Here is a 15567-nt window from a genome sequence, read left to right as displayed (position 1 = left end):
GGGAAAGAGGCTTTTGGGATTTTTGCACAGATACGGTAATCATAAGTGATTCACCAGACTTGATATCAAATAGTATTAGTTGTCGGATTAGCTGATTTAGATTTTCTGGCTTATGGACTTGCCAATTATTTACCACCCAGATTATGTTGCCCCGCTACCTGAAGGGCATCGTTTCCCGATGTCTAAATTCCGACAACTCTACGAATTGCTGTTAGCTGACGGCGTGGCGCAAACAGAACAATTTCACACGCCTGAATGTCCGCCGTCAGAGTTGATAGAATTAGTCCACACTCCAAGCTACGTTCAAGCTTACTGTGAGGGAACCTTAGATGCTAAAGCACAGCGACGCATTGGTTTGCCTTGGAGTCCAGCATTAGCGAATCGTACTTGTGTGGCGGTAGGTGGTACGATACTGACTGCTAAACTGGCACTAAGTCAGGGTTTAGCTTGTAATACGGCTGGTGGAACCCATCATGCTTTTCCTAGTTATGGATCTGGTTTTTGTATTTTCAACGATTTAGCGATCGCCTGTCGCGTTTTACAAAAATTCGGACTAGTCAAAAAAATCCTAATTGTAGATTTGGATGTGCATCAAGGAGACGGCACCGCTTTTATCTTCCAAGACGACGACAGCGTTTTTACTTTTTCTATGCACTGCGAAGTCAATTTCCCCGGTACTAAACAAAACAGCGATTTGGATGTTCCTTTGCCAGTGGGAATGGAGGATGATGCTTATTTACAAACTTTAGCGAATTATTTATCAGATTTATTATCTAAAGTCAAGCCAGATTTAGTATTTTATGATGCAGGTGTTGACCCTCATATAGGCGATCGCTTGGGAAAATTAGCCTTAACCGATGCTGGCATTTTTCGCCGAGAAATGCAGGTTTTGAGTACCTGTATAAGTAGCGGTTATCCAGTCGCCTGCGTCATTGGCGGTGGTTATGCTGATGATATGAAATCTTTAGTATGGCGACACTCCCTGCTGCATCGCGCCGCCAGTGAAGTTTACCAGCAGTATAAACTTTGATGCAGCCGCTTAATTAAGCAATTTTTTCCTTCTATTTCTTCTCTCTCTGTGTCCTCTGCGTCTCTGCGGTTAATTAAAAAAATGACTTTGACAACCAGCACTAGCCTTAACTGAATCATATTGAGTTCTAAAATATAAAAACCTTGTGTGCAAAGGCAGTACTGGATGAACAACGCCAAACTCAGAATATACGAACTAGCAAAAGAATTGAATTTGGATAGCAAGAAGCTATTATTAATTTGCGAAAAGCTCAAAATTGTAGTCAAAAGCCATACCAGTACAATCTCAGAATCCGATGCAGAACGTATTCGTGCAGTAGCAAATAAGCTAACAGCAAAATCCTCGAAAGCTAAAACAAACTCTGAAGATTGGGGCTATATGTTTATAGCTTCAGCAATTGATAGTTTCATCCGCCATCTTGAAAGTGAAGCTGCCCTGAAATCATATCCCGAATTTAGGGAGCGGCGCGATCGCGCCAATGAGTTAATGTATGAATGTGTCGGGAAAAAGCCTTCTCTATTTTATGTGCGTCGCAAAGGCGCGGGGAAAGAAGCAAGAGAAGAAATTTGGGATTTGACAATAGCAACAGACTCCGATGATTTTCCATTACCCGCAAGGCTTGAGAAGCTCAGAAAAACATTAGGATTTAGAGCGGCTGTACCAAAAGATGGACGCGGCGGCATAAAAATACTTTCGGCTCAATTGTTACAACCCTCACGGGGACACGCCGATAGCTATGCTATACCTTGTCGCTTGCGTCTGTTACCTAATCATCAGCATCATCTCGACATTCCACCCGCAACATTGAAACGCATTGCAGCCGCGCCAGTTTGTGGCGAAAATGTGCCTACAGAAGATCAGCTTAAAGCTTGGAAAGCATTTTTGCAGATTGAGGAAAAAATCGCTAAAGCACGTCAGTTTTGCGTGCGTTACGTAAGTCATAACTATAACTTCAAAAGACGAATCAGTTTTGAAATAGATGTAGCTTCAGCTACCCTTGACGGGTTTTATCAAAATTCTCTCGATGTAGAAAACTTTTGGGAACGAGCAAGACGGACAAAAAACGAAGATTTAAAGCTTTTTGAAACTGCTCCCGTCGGCAAAAATTGGATTAGCGGTCGTCAATTAGGGACTGTTGAAGAAGTTGACCCTAACCGTTGTATTATTAGTCTCAGACTAGAACGTGACTTAGCTGAATTCATGGCAACAGAGCGTTATAAGTTGCCAGATACAGGATTTTTGTGTTTTGAGGCAGTTGGTGATATTCAGCAGATTCAGCGTAAGAAAAAAGCTTTAGATGATTTGAATAATGGTTACACCCAAAATTCATATTTAGGAAACTTTTTATTCGATGCTTCTCAAGCTAGACAAATCAAAACAACTGTTGAACTTCAACCACAGGATTTATTATTATCTTCTGCAAATCCTGGACAGAAAGCAGCAGTAGAAAAGGTACTTGCCGCTAAGGATCTTGTTCTCATCCAAGGACCACCAGGTACTGGGAAAACTACCGTAATTGCCGAGATTTGCTATCAAATAGCCCTTCGTGGTGGACGTACCTTAATCGCATCTCAAGCTAATTTAGCAGTAGATAATGCCCTGAGTCGATTAGTTCACAACCCTGTGATTCGCGCTGTACGAAAAGGCAAAGCCGAGAAAGTTAGCGAAGAAGGACAGCCATTTTTAGAAGACCAAGTGATTGGCAGATGGCTAGAAAATACAGCTTATGACTGCGAAAATAATCTCACTCAACGGCTCGAAAATATCCAAGCTTTCAGTCAATTACTCGCATCATCACAACGATTTACAGCCTACCTCCAAGCAGAGGAAGAATTCAATCAGCAACAAAATAAATTCAATAAGAATAAGTTAAAAGTAGAGAGTAACTTTAAAAGTCAAGAAAAATTTTACAACGAAACTGTAGAAAAACAGAACGAAGTTGAATCACTAATTGTAGGACTGAAAAATATACTAAATACTGCACCAAATATCAACTGGGAAGCTCCAGAAGTTACAAATTTTTTGCCGTTTCTTAAGCCATATACAGAAGGTAACAGTTTAGTAGAAGAATTTTTAGCAAATGTTCGTCAAACCATCAAATATACTGATGAACTTGGCTTTGTGCGTCCGGCGCTTGGTGCTTTTGGTTTAGCGGTTTGGTTGCGTGAAACTGTAGCAAGAGAAATTTCTGGATTTAAAACTGCTTTGACTTATGCTCAAAATGCAAGTAAAGCTATATCAGAACTTGCAGCATCAGTACAGATTGTCCAACAAAATTTCGCCTCATTAAATCAGCTACAACCAGATTATCAGAAATATCTTGCTAAACTGCAAAACATACAGCAAACAATCCAGATATGGGAAAACCGCAAACGTGAAATAGATTATATTATCTCAGCAGTTAAGGAATGGAAATCTACAGCACCTTCTCTTCTCTATCAAACTTTGAAAGATTGTCAGCAATCAGGTTTACCACTAACAGAGAATTTATTGGACTTGCCGCTAGGTTTGTTGATGTTTGCTAATACATTAAAATTACCAATAGTACCAAAACTTTACAAAATTAACCTGCCAGAATGGGAGCTATTGACAAAAGCGATCGCTTATGAAATAGACGGAAATTTTACTGATCGGCAGGGTAAACAGCATAACTTTAGTTATTTTTTGCAACAAAATTTTAGTCAGATTCCAATGGTGCTATCAAAGAGCGATCGCACCCAATGGCAAGAAACCTATCAACAGTTTAATAATTATCAGCTACTTAACCCTAAACAGCGAAAATTACTAGTTGAAAATACCCAGGTTTTTTTAATTAGAATGCAACGGACTTATGGCGCATCTTGGGAATGGGATAACATTGACTCTACTCTCACCCAGATTACACAAGAATTGCTAGATACTATTCTTGCAAATGCGCGTCAATGTGTTTTAAAAGTCAAAACAGAAACCGATCAACAGCTTCAGCATCTGCAACGCCAATTAAATGAACTTCAAAAAAATGAAATCCCCCAACAGCAAATATCCATTACTCAAGCTGAAGCCGAAAAAGCACAGCAAGACGCTAATTCGCAACTTGGACGAGTTATTAACATTTTACAAGAACTTAACCAACAAAATATACCTGCTCAATTACGCATTCTAACTGAACAATATCTCGCAACACAATCAAAGATTTGGGAGCAGCCGCAAGAGTTTTCAACTCAAGTTAATTATTGGGAAACTTCCATTAGTCAACTTGAAACCCTAATTTCATCATTAGAACCTTTTGCTGTGCTGGAGATGATTAAAAATTCTCTACAGGAGCATTTATCAAAGGTACAACAAGAAACTGAAACTTCTCTACAGCAGCTTCAAAGATTCCAAATTAGTCTACATGAAATAGAACAAAATTTACAACCACAGCCATCAGAAACTTTAATAGAAGAAAGAAACTGGTGGTTGACAGAATGGCAAAAAATACCGGATAAGTTTAAGCCAGAAAAGTTTGCTGCTGACTTGTTTAATATAGAGTTATTACGTAGCATTAATATTAGCTTTGAATCTTGGCAACAGCAACTAAAAAAAGATGAAGATTATCTCAATAAATATCAGAATTTTGTACAAGATTGGATAGAAAAATTAAGACAGCCAAATGAACGCGACCGCGACGATTTAAGGCGCATATATTTAGATAATGCCAACGTCGTCGGTATCACCTGTGTTCAAGCTGCAAATAAAGGTTTTTCGGAAGAATTCAAGTCCTTTGATGTCGTCATCATTGATGAGGTTAGTAAGTGTACTCCACCAGAGTTATTAATCCCAGCATTGAAAGGTAAAAAGTTAGTCATGGTAGGCGATCATCGGCAATTACCACCCATGCTTGATACTAGCACTTTGGAAGAAGTTGCTCAAACAATTGGCAACACACGAGATGAACTACAATTTTTAGAAGAATCACTATTTAAAAGCCAGTTTGAATCTGCTGATGAAAGCATCAAACAAATGCTAACTACACAATATCGAATGCATCCATTTATTATGGGAGCAATCAATCAGTTTTATGATGGTAAGCTAGAATCTGGTATTTTGGAGCCGGATACAAAACGCGCACATCATCTAGCCGACGGAATTATCCAAGAGTCTCAGCATCTTATCTGGGTAAAAACGCCTATAGAGAATCAGTTTTTAGAGCAACGAAATGGAACTTCTTACTTCAATACTCAAGAAATTGATGCGATTGAACGTCTGTGTCAGCAGTTCGAGACTACTTGGGCTTCTAAAGTTACTAATGGTGAACCGAAAAAAGAAATTGCCGTAATTACATTTTATGGCGCTCAATTAAGAAAAATTGATGAACGCCTGCAATCTGAACTTTTCCCTTCATTAGAAATTCGTACTGGTACAGTAGATAGATTTCAAGGTATGGAACGACCTGTTGTAATTGTTAGTATGGTTCGCAACAATAGCAAAGGAGATGTGGGGTTTGCGAAGAAGCCAGAACGGGTAAATGTTGCATTTTCTCGCGCTCAAGAACTGCTGATAATTGTGGGTTGTCATAACTTATTTACCCATCAATCAGGTAAAGTCGGAAGTATGTATTCCGAAGTATCAAATATTGTAAGTCTTCATGGAGGTTTCGTTGATGTTTCTCGAATCATTTGAAAAGTTATTTTGTTGTGAATTAAAGGCTTAGGTGAGAAATAGCAAATATAAAAAAGTGAGAAAAAGTAATTTTTAAGCTAATAGAAAGAAGTTAAAATTAACAAACTGCCCTGCAAAACTGATTATTTCTCATTTAGAAACAGACTAGAGACTTTTATGACCCCAGCAGCGATGTCTGGCGACAAGCCGCAAAGCGTCTACGCTACACCCACAAAAGAATCACCCCTTTTGTTTGAAGGACTGACTTGGAGAGAATTCAGGAGCCAGAATTCATTCTGGATTCTGTGCGACTGGATGTATAAGAGAGGTTTAGAGCAAGCGATTGTTACGGCAATTACAGTAGAAGTAGGAATTCAAAATGGGACTCTGGCGATCGCGATCGCTTCTACACCTACGCTGCTGAATAGTCCTACAATGGTGATTCCTGGGGCAATTTATGGTCTGCTAATGTTTGTAATCGGCGCTGGATTTTTGGTAGGCTAGTTGTCGCCAAGGCTTATTGAAAACATAAAAGTAGTTTGCCTCATTGCCAAGTCTGGTTGTCCAGTGGTTGAAAGTATTTCTATACAAGCTACACTTTCATTTCTTTGCTAAGTTGTAAAGTGGAATAGAAAATCGAAGAGAGCATCAAGAATATACATGTACGTACTAATTGGTGGTGCAGGCTTAGTAGGCTTAAGTTTGGCGCAAAAACTGGTAGAACTGGGACATACTGTTGCCGTAATTGACATTGACCCTATTGCTTGCCGCTATGCCCGTGAACAAGTAGGAGCAATGGCTTTTGAAGGCAGTGCTGTAAGTACAGAAGTATTGTTAGAAGCGGGGATTCGTAAAGCCGATTCTTTGGCAGCTGTTCTTAGAAGTGATGCCTTAAACTTGGCAATGATAACTCTTGCAAAACACTACGGTGTCACCCATATTTTGAGTCGGATGCGCCACCCCGATTTTGCTGAACCGTTACGTATCGCTGGAGCTAACCATATTGTCAGTACTGTTGAACTATCAGTTTCAACAATGGTGAATGCCATTGAATATCCGCAAGTGGAATCAATGATGCATTTTGAGCAGGGACAGATTGAGGTTCTGAAACTTTCCATCCCCAACAATTGCTATGTTGCTGGTCGTAGCGTTGCCGAAATTGCTCAGGATTCCCAATTTCCTAGTGGTTCGCTAATTATTGGCTATCAACCCCATCCCCACGAAGATTTGATGATTCCTAACGGTAGTACAATACTGGAACCTTATTCAACTGTACTGATTGTGACTAAACCAGGATGTTTACATCAAGTCATTGATTTTATTGAACGAAAATGTTGAGCGCAGTTAGCTATATATAACAATTGGTGTAGCAGGGTAAGCGCATCTCAAATGCTATTGACAAGCGGGTTTAGAATTGGTGTAGATAGTTTTGATGAAACCGTATCCACATATTTATTTAGCGATCGCTGTTATTTTTCTTGCATCTTGTCAATCACCCGAAATTCCACCAAAGTCACAACCCGATGCCATTCCAGCAACCCCATCCCAAAAAATAGTGACGCTGGATAAGAATTTTAAGATAGCAAGCGGTCAAACTGTTTATGTTCCTGTTTACTCTCATATCTATCATCACAATCGGCAGGAGATTTTCGAGTTAGCAGTTACGCTAAGTATTCGGAATACAGATTTGACCAATCCGATCGTTATTACTTCTGTGCGCTACTATAACTCAGAAGGGAAACTAGTTAAAGAATATTTGGAGCGCCCTGTTCAACTTGATGCCCTAGCTTCTACAGATTTTTTTATAAATAGAAATGACACCACTGGAGGTTTAGGTGCAAACTTTATTGTAGAGTGGGTAGCCCAAACAGAAATATCCGAACCGATAGTGGAGGCAGTCATGATTGGTACTGACTTTCAACAAGGAATTTCTTTTATCAGTCCTGGTAGGGTCATTAAAAATCAAAATAACGATAAGCGATCGCCTTTAAAATAATTCCTAATGACGCTCCTACGTCGTTAACGCTACGCTAACGTAATTCGTAATTAAGTTTTTCCTCGTTATCTTGTTCCCATGCTCCGCATAGGAATGCAATCATTAAATTTCCTCGTTCTCATGCTCCGTATGGGAATGCATTCATTGAGTCAGAGACTCAATATCTAACTAGAGGCAGCAAATTCTAATCAGTCAAAGCTCAAAGGTTCATCGGCAAAGCTCAAAGGTTCATCGACAAAGCTCAGAGGTTCATCGACAAAGCTCAGAGGTTCATCGACAAAGCTCAGAGGTTCATCGACAAAGCTCAGACTATCCCCAGTTCCCAATCCCTAATCATCTTCAAGCTTCAACAATTGTTCATCAAGATTTTGTATCCGTCCGCGCACAATTTCTTCCGAGAGAATTCGCTTCCGCATTGCCTCATTGAGCGCTCCTTTTTCTGCTAGGAGTAAACGTCGGCGAATGGCATCAAGTTTACTGCTGTTGCCACTTCTGCCTTTCACCTCATCAGGGCGACGATTATAAAGTTCCCGCAGTGTCTTTTCTGCACCAGCAATTCGCACCTGATAAGCTGAACGCATCTCTTCATAAACGGCTTTTGGTAAGACCCCTGATTTCAACAGACTATCTAATTCATCTTGTGCTGCCTTACCCGTCATCAACTGGGCTTGCAATTCTTCAACCTGTTGTTGAGCTTCTGAAAATTTAGATAATTTTAAACGTTTTACCACCCAAGGCAAAGTTAAGCCCTGTCCTACTAACGATACCAGCACACAGCCGAAGACTATAGCTATCAGAACTTCTCGCCCTGGCAGTGTAGTAGGTAAGCTCAACACCAGAGCCATTGAGAGTGAACCTTTGATGTTGCCTAAAAACAGTAAATGTTGCCAGCGTAGCGGAATTGGGCGGTCAATCCACCGAACGCCTGCTAGTAGAGGATAGACTGTAAGAACTCGCCCGACTTGATAAGCTAAAACTGCAAGTAGAATTGCAGGTAAAGTTTTCCACAGCGTAACCAAGTTTATTTCTACACCAATCAGCAGAAAAATAAAGGTGTTAACGGTAAAACTGGCATATTCCCAAAAACTCAATAAGGTGATGCGATTAGAAGCAGAAGTATTGCCAGAAAGCCCCAAATTCCCGAAAATTAATCCAGCTACAACTACAGCCACAGGGCCTGATACACCGATAAATTGCCCAACCTGAAAAGTTCCTAATGCAACTGCGACCGTCAGTAAGAGACTGCTAAGAGGATCATCTAAACGGGCGAATATAGGTATACTCAAGTAGCCCAAGACTAACCCCACAAGGCAGCCTCCTAGAGAGATAAATAGCAGTTGTTGGATTCCCTCTATAAATGTGAGTGAGCCTGTTGAATATACTTGTAAAATCAGGTTGAACATAACTAGGGCAGCTGCATCATTGAATAGGGTTTCTCCTTCAACGATGGTGGAAAGCCGGGAGGGCACCGGTATTTCCTTAAAGACGGCAATCATTGAAACTGTATCAGTGTTTGCCAGCATTACTCCTACAAATAAGGCAGGTATCCAACTCAGTCCCAGCCCAAATTTCAAGAGTAGGGCAATAATAGCGCTGGAAAGTACAGCCCCTGGCCCAGCTAGTAGAGCAATTGGTTTAAAGGTGCTGCGTAGGCGGCTGACATCTGTATTGATACCAGCTTCAAAGAGGAGAATTGGCAAGAAAAGATCCAAAACAAGGGTTGGATTTAAACCAATCGGACGAGATAATAGCTCAGTGATAGGCAAACCTGCTAACACTAAACCCATAACATAAGGGATTCGCAACCGCCGGGACAGTAGAGCTACACCTGTAGCAAGCAGCAAGAGAATAATTGAAACTTTGACTAATTGAGTTACATCCACTATTACGTTCTGAAAAGTTATTTTGACTTTAGTAATGCTACATTAGCAACTTCAGGGTGTGGGTTCGCAACAGCGAATTTCTTCCACTTGACCAACTTCAAAAATTAGAGTGAATGGTTGCCCTATCTCTTGCTTACTTCCCCAGGCATGGCTCCGTGTTTTGTTTGAAAAATGGTGTAAATGGTTTGATAACGTGTTTACTCATAAAGCTCAAAAAAGAGAGTTTAGGGATTATTTAGGGGGGTTATTAGGAGAAAGTGAGAGAAAAAACCTATTCCAAATGGCAGATAATGCAGTAGGGATAACTTACCATTGTTTACACCACATTTTAACCAAAGTTCGCTAGTCTAGTTTCCTCCCTGTTCACTCAGCAGCGTGGACAAGTCAGGAGTATGTACTCCGAAGTTTCAAATATCGTGCGTCTACATGGAGGTTTCGTTGATGTTTCTCGCCTCTTCTGCTAAACCGATTGATGAAAATCTCAAAAAACTGGTAGACGAAATTGAAGCGCAAAGTCCTAGTTTGTCAGTTTTAGCAGCGCGTGAATTCCGTTATAGTTTGCGGCAAACTCCGGTAGAAGTAAATATTAAGGAACCCCGCCAGTTTAACATACTTGAAGAATTTATTATCCGCGCTGCTATTGAATTTCAACCTCCGCCAACAGAGGATGAATTAGCCTCTGTACTTGGGCTTGATTCTGTATTTATTAAAACTACTACTACAACTCTTCGTTCCTTACAAACACTATCACCAACATCGCCACTAACAGTTACTCCTGAAGGTCGCTCATTTTATGAAAAAGGATCTGTACCACAGCCGCCATATCCTATACAAATTTATGCTATTACAGACCCTTTAAGCGACAAGATAATCTTTCAATCTGAATCTTTAAATGAGACAACGATAAATTTACCTGACTTGGCAGAGTTTATCGCTATTGATCGTACAATTGCTGATATCTTTTCCTTACCGCTTGAGGAAATCCAAAAAAGTATTCAAGTTTCAGGTCTAGCACTTCATGTCCCAGAAGAGGGAAAAATTGTAACTTCCTATAGGGTACTAGCTTCGACTCAAAAAATCTGGAGAAAAATATCGCTTTTCGTTATTTTCGATGCCCTTGAAGATAAATTGAGCATTCAAATAAGAAATGGAAAGCAAATTTTAGAGTCAGTATCAAATTGGTTAGAACTGCTACATGCTGAAGGTAAAATATCTTTGCAAGCATTATGCAAATTGTCAACCGAAACCATCAATTTTGAACGTGAAGCCATTCTCAAGCTGAAAAATACTGAAATAGAAGCTAGACTCGAAAATATTCGCCAAAAGGCGCTAGAAGCTGCCACAAAAACCACTGAAAAGGTAGCTAACTATAAAGCGTTAGGTGAAGCTGTACAGTTACGCGATGGACAAATTAGCCTAGCTTTTTCAGAAGTTTTAAATTCGGCTAAAAGTCAGATTATAATCTATTCTCCTTGGGTGAATCAGGCAGTTGCCAATGAAAAATTTCTAAATTTATTACAGAAATTAGCTAATCGCGGAGTTCGGATTTTAATTGGACATGGAATTGCGCGGCGACAAGAAGATGAAGATAAACCAATTCTACCAGAAGTAGAGAAAAAACTTCGAGCTATCAAAACACCTAATGGTTTACCATCTGTACAGGTTTTTTGGTTGGGAGATTCCCATGTTAAAGAAGTAATAGTTGATAAACAAATCCATCTTTGCGGATCTCATAACTGGTTATCCTATCGCGGCGATTATCTATCACGAGGTGAGTCAGTTTATAAAGTTACAATTCCACATCAAGTCCAGGAAGCTTATGAATTTCTCGCTAATCGCTTCCAAAATCACGCTCAAAAATTATGGGAAAATGCTTTAGAAAACCGTGATTCTCAACTGGCTGTAGAGTCTTTATGCGTGTGGGGTGCGCTAAATATGGAAGATATTGCACTCAAAGAGATAGAGAAAAATAATTGGTTTGAACTTCTGCCTGTATGGTTGAATGTAGCACTACAGGGATTAAAATCGAAAAATTTCTCAGGTGATTCAGCAAGTTTTAAAACTGCACTTTCGCTGCTGAGTCAAGTTTCTATTGAAGAGGCTTTTATTGAAGAATTGCAACAGGGATGGCGTAAAGTTATAGGCGCGATCGCAATTAATAATCCCAAAACTGCTTTCAACTTACTTAGTCATGAAGTTTGGGCGCAGTTTATACGGCTCAATATTGCCCAAAAGAGTGATTCACCTGATAAGTTTATTTCGCAATATACCTAAAATAAAACAAACATAGTATGTAAATTTTAGGTTTAAATTAACTGTTAGAAATAACCAAATTTATGAACATACATCATACCAAACTATCCAGCACGTAAGTACATCTAGTATGTTTTAATACTTATTAATAAGTAATAATTATCTCGAAAGACAGCGAATAAATCCGTCGTCCTGATTTGGTATGAATTATCAACAAAATGATTCTTAACCTTTGATTGGCTTAAAGATAGATTCAGAGATTCGTCTTATTCGATACAATTTATAGGCAGAGAGAGCCGAGGAGAACGAGGAGAACAAGGTGGTTTTATTAAAAGGCTTTGAGATTGAGATGTACACTGGCACACCTCAAGGTGAAATCGTCGGTCTCTCCGACAAAATTGTTGCAGATTTGGATGGATTTATGCGGGAGCCAGATAGCCGCAACGTGGAATATATAACCGAACCATCTCATAATTACGAAAATTTATTGTGTGCCTTACTGCGTCCGAGGCGGGTGTTGCGAAACTACCTCAATGGTTTGGGCGATTATACCTTGATACCGGGGAGTACTTTGTCTTTGAGTGGGAGCGATCGCTTTCTCCGTTCCGATCCAGCAAACCCTTATCATGACTACATTGAGAACACCTACGGGACAAAAGTAGTCACCGCCAGCGTACACATCAATGTAGGCATCAGCGACCCAGAAGTATTAATGCGGGCGTGTCGGGTGATCCGTATGGAAGCACCTCTATTTCTCGCCCTCAGCGCCTCATCTCCCTTCCTAGATGGCAAAACTACTGGCTATCACTCTACCCGTTGGGGCGTATTTCCGCAAACGCCTAGTCATGTGCCTTTATTTGCCAGCCACGCCGATCATATTCAGTGGGTGGAAGATCAACTCCTTGCCGGAAGCATGCAAAATGTGCGGCATTTGTGGGCATCAGTGCGACCAAATGGCGATCGCCGTCCTTATGACCTAAATCGCCTAGAATTGCGAATTTGTGATTTAGTTACAGATCCTATTGCCTTGCTAGCCATTACTGCCTTATTAGAAGCGCGTTTGTTGCAAATAATCGAAAATCCCAGCATCGACCCGTTAACCCAAAGTATCTTCTCTGGCGAAGAACTCGTCACCCTGACTGCTGACAACGAAGCTGCTGCTGCTGCTGGTAGTCTCGATGCTCATTTGAGGCATTGGCAAGATGGTAGAAGTATCCTAGCTAGAGATTGGATTTCTGAAATGTACCACGATGTTTGGGCGATCGCTAAACAACAAGGCTTTAGTTGTTTCCTTTCCCCTTTGCACAAAATCCTCCGCGAAGGCAATGAAGCTCAACAGTGGTTGCAACTACACGCAGTCGGTTTTGATAGCCAGCGCGTCATCACCCAGGCTATTGTCGCCACCCAAGAACGTGAAATCGAACTCGAAAACAAATTGTGTTCATCCCTAGTGGCTTAACTCAAGAAGCATTGGGCATGGTGAAGAGAAATTAGGGACAAGGAGAATTAGGGACAAAGGGAAAGACTTGTTGCAAGTTCTTACCTCTTGTCCTTAATTCTCCGCTATTTCCTCATCCCCCCACTCCCTACTGCCGTCTTCAGACAAATAATAGATTTTCTTGGAGACACTTGTGGTCTGGCAAGTCAATTTTGACGAATAGATAAATTCTTCAATTTCTCTTCTTTCCTTCTTCCTCGGTGTACTTAGCGTCTTCCGTGCAAGACCCTATGCGTAGCTTGCTTCTCCGTAGGAGTATGCGTTTCGTTCTTTTACCCTTCAAACTTCGCTTGCTACATAAATAACAGTGCAATGCCTGCGGCGCGCTACGCCTAAGCACCCTTAAGCATTATGTTTTGGTTCGTAGTGAAAATGATCTAGGCACAAATCAAGTATTTCGAGCAACGCATAATTAATTTCTGGAGATATCTATTGCAAATCTAGAGCTTCGGCCGGGCTAATAATTTTAATGCCGATTGCATAGTTAACTACCGCTATAGACTGCAATGCAGATGTATAAATAGCTCCTACCAAGGACACGCGCTAGGAAGTAGCCAATAATACAGAACTTAAATGTGCGATGCCTGCGGTGGTCACTGACTTGTACTGAGCGCAGCCGAAGTAGCTTTGTCGTACCACTTCGTGGAAGCAAGCTACGCGCAGCGTCTTGTAGAGAAGTGCGGGCCACGCCTACCTACCCTTAAACGGATTTCCCAGATATTGATTATCCCATCTTTTGGGTTCCAGCAAACTGTAAACTTATGTAAACGAAATTAACAAACATAACAATAATTTGTAATAAATAATGACGCGACAGCATTGTATAAAGATAACTTAGAAGGAAAAAACAACATCTTAATCAGGTTTTCCAGTCGTTCATAGAAGTTTGAAGTTTTTTAACAAAAGTTTTAATCTGAAAGCCTGGAGATCGTAAACTTATTCCGTGGATGTCTGTTTTAAACCTTTCGTAACTCGTCAGGCAGTGCCGACATCAAAAATAAACTGAACCATTCAGTTTTGAGTCCAATTATTCTTAACCAAGCAAACTAGGAGATTTAAGGCAATGGTTTTAGATGCATTTGCAAAAGTAGTTTCCCAAGCTGATACACGTGGGGAATATCTCTCCGATGCACAATTGGATGCTTTGAGCGAACTAGTCAAAGATGGTAACAAGCGTACAGATGCTGTTAACCGTATTACCAGCAATGCGTCTGCTCTTGTTGCTGCTGCAACTCGTGATTTGTGGGCAGAACAACCCCAATTGATCGCTCCCGGTGGTAATGCTTATACCAGCCGTCGGGCAGCTGCTTGCATCAGAGACTTGGACATCATTCTTCGCTATATCACTTATGCTATTTTTGCTGGCGATTCCAGCGTCCTAGATGATCGCGCCCTCAATGGTTTGCGGGAAACATATTTAGCATTGGGTACTCCAGGAGCCTCAGTTGCTGTTGGTATTCAAAAGCTAAAACAAGCTTCCCTGGCCATTGTCAACGATCCAAATAACATCACCAGAGGAGATTGCAGCGCTCTATCATCTGAAATAGCTAGCTATTTTGATCGTGCTGCTGCTGCTGTGGCTTAAGCCAAGCATTGCTGATGTTGACTAAATAATTGTCCATAGGACAAAACAAAATTTCAACCATAAAGTTTGTGAAAGGGAAATAGCAAAATGTCAAAAACACCTCTAACTGAAGCAATTGCAGCGGCTGATTCTCAAGGTCGCTATCTCAGCAGCACGGAGATTCAAGTTGCTTTTGGTCGCTTCCGCCAAGCGCCAGCTAGCTTACAAGCAGCAAAAGCTTTAAGCGCCAATGCTCAACGGTTAACCGAAGGTGCAGCTCAAGCGGTGTATAACAAGTACCCTTACACCACTCAACAACAAGGCCCGAACTTCGCATCTGATTCACGCGGTAAAAGCAAGTGTGTACGTGATATCGGCTACTACTTGCGGATTATCACATACGCTTTAGTTGTTGGTGGCACAGGCCCCTTGGATGATTTCTTGATTTCTGGCTTGGCTGAAATCAACCGGACTTTTGATCTGTCTCCTAGCTGGTACATTGAAGCTCTCAAGTACATCAAAGCTAACCACGGTCTAAGCGGCGACCCAGGTGTTGAAGCCAATTCTTACATCGACTATGTAATCAATACTCTAAGCTAGAGTGTTTCTTTAGCCCGGAGAGAAAATCAACTCTTATGACAAGTGAGTCCTATGAGCTGTTTACCTCTCCGGGCAGTTTTATATTCAAAAGAGTGTTAAAAAACTAGAAAAAATTTTTTTCTA

Annotated in this window: 10 protein-coding genes and 2 pseudogenes; 10 read left to right on the top strand and 2 right to left on the bottom strand. The window is 40.8% G+C overall.

The genetic code is table 11. The annotated features are described in order from the left end of the window. Positions 1-112: 112 nt before the first annotated feature. The 5 genes and pseudogenes from ACFE90_RS15615 (at position 113) to ACFE90_RS15595 (ending at position 7646) form a co-directional block, all read left to right on the top strand. A complete protein-coding gene (locus ACFE90_RS15615) occupies positions 113-1030 on the top strand; it encodes a histone deacetylase (protein WP_375501993.1) in 918 nt (305 codons plus the stop codon). Between the two features lie 165 nt (positions 1031-1195). Beyond that, complete coding sequence (locus ACFE90_RS15610) at positions 1196-5671, top strand: translation initiation factor IF-2 N-terminal domain-containing protein (protein ID WP_375501991.1); 4476 nt, start codon at positions 1196-1198, stop codon at positions 5669-5671. A 330-nt stretch (positions 5672-6001) separates the two neighbouring features. Then, positions 6002-6154: pseudogene (locus tag ACFE90_RS15605) on the top strand (bile acid:sodium symporter family protein); the annotation flags it as partial. Positions 6155-6310: 156 nt separating this feature from the next. Further along, positions 6311-6988: a potassium channel family protein gene (locus ACFE90_RS15600; protein ID WP_375501989.1), complete on the top strand. Its 678-nt coding sequence runs from the start codon at positions 6311-6313 to the stop codon at positions 6986-6988. Positions 6989-7082: 94 nt separating this feature from the next. Then, positions 7083-7646, top strand: a complete 564-nt coding sequence (locus tag ACFE90_RS15595) for a DUF3124 domain-containing protein (RefSeq protein WP_375501987.1) — start codon at positions 7083-7085, stop codon at positions 7644-7646. 188 nt (positions 7647-7834) lie between these two features. On the opposite strand, the gene ACFE90_RS15590 is transcribed toward ACFE90_RS15595, so the two are convergent. Beyond that, entirely contained in the window at positions 7835-7972 is a 138-nt protein-coding gene (locus ACFE90_RS15590) for a hypothetical protein (protein WP_375501985.1), read from the bottom strand. Positions 7973-7975: 3 nt separating this feature from the next. After that, a complete protein-coding gene (locus tag ACFE90_RS15585) occupies positions 7976-9529 on the bottom strand; it encodes a cation:proton antiporter (protein WP_375501983.1) in 1554 nt (517 codons plus the stop codon). 160 nt (positions 9530-9689) lie between these two features. Here ACFE90_RS15585 and ACFE90_RS15580 point away from each other — a divergent pair. The 5 genes and pseudogenes from ACFE90_RS15580 to cpcA all read left to right on the top strand — a co-directional run. Next, a pseudogene (locus ACFE90_RS15580) lies at positions 9690-9866 on the top strand (IS701 family transposase); the annotation flags it as partial. A gap of 104 nt (positions 9867-9970) precedes the next feature. After that, entirely contained in the window at positions 9971-11803 is a 1833-nt protein-coding gene (locus ACFE90_RS15575; RefSeq protein WP_375501981.1) for a phospholipase D-like domain-containing protein, read from the top strand. 298 nt (positions 11804-12101) lie between these two features. Further along, positions 12102-13241, top strand: coding sequence for a glutamate--cysteine ligase (gene gshA, locus ACFE90_RS15570; protein WP_375501979.1), 1140 nt, complete (start codon positions 12102-12104; stop codon positions 13239-13241). Positions 13242-14343: 1102 nt separating this feature from the next. Continuing rightward, positions 14344-14865 carry a phycocyanin subunit beta gene (locus ACFE90_RS15565; RefSeq protein WP_375501977.1) on the top strand — a complete coding sequence of 174 codons (522 nt, stop codon included), beginning with the start codon at positions 14344-14346 and terminating at the stop codon, positions 14863-14865. A gap of 87 nt (positions 14866-14952) precedes the next feature. Further along, positions 14953-15444, top strand: a complete 492-nt coding sequence (cpcA, locus tag ACFE90_RS15560) for a phycocyanin subunit alpha (protein ID WP_375501975.1) — start codon at positions 14953-14955, stop codon at positions 15442-15444. Positions 15445-15567 lie beyond the last annotated feature (123 nt).

It is taken from the genome of uncultured Nostoc sp. (assembly GCF_964245445.1).
Lineage (GTDB): Bacteria > Cyanobacteriota > Cyanobacteriia > Cyanobacteriales > Nostocaceae > Nostoc.
The sequence above is the reverse complement of the archived record's forward strand: the minus strand, read 5'-3'. Positions and strand labels throughout refer to the sequence as shown.

Bases quoted from the DNA above. Each gene is read 5' to 3' on its own strand.
- ACFE90_RS15600 (WP_375501989.1), top strand. From the start codon at position 6,311: ATGTACGTACTAATTGGTGGTGCAGGCTTAGTAGGCTTAAGTTTGGCG.
- ACFE90_RS15610 (WP_375501991.1), top strand. From the start codon at position 1,196: ATGAACAACGCCAAACTCAGAATATACGAACTAGCAAAAGAATTGAAT.
- ACFE90_RS15575 (WP_375501981.1), top strand. From the start codon at position 9,971: ATGTTTCTCGCCTCTTCTGCTAAACCGATTGATGAAAATCTCAAAAAA.
- ACFE90_RS15565 (WP_375501977.1), top strand. From the start codon at position 14,344: ATGGTTTTAGATGCATTTGCAAAAGTAGTTTCCCAAGCTGATACACGT.
- ACFE90_RS15595 (WP_375501987.1), top strand. From the start codon at position 7,083: ATGAAACCGTATCCACATATTTATTTAGCGATCGCTGTTATTTTTCTT.
- ACFE90_RS15615 (WP_375501993.1), top strand. From the start codon at position 113: ATGGACTTGCCAATTATTTACCACCCAGATTATGTTGCCCCGCTACCT.
- cpcA (WP_375501975.1), top strand. From the start codon at position 14,953: ATGTCAAAAACACCTCTAACTGAAGCAATTGCAGCGGCTGATTCTCAA.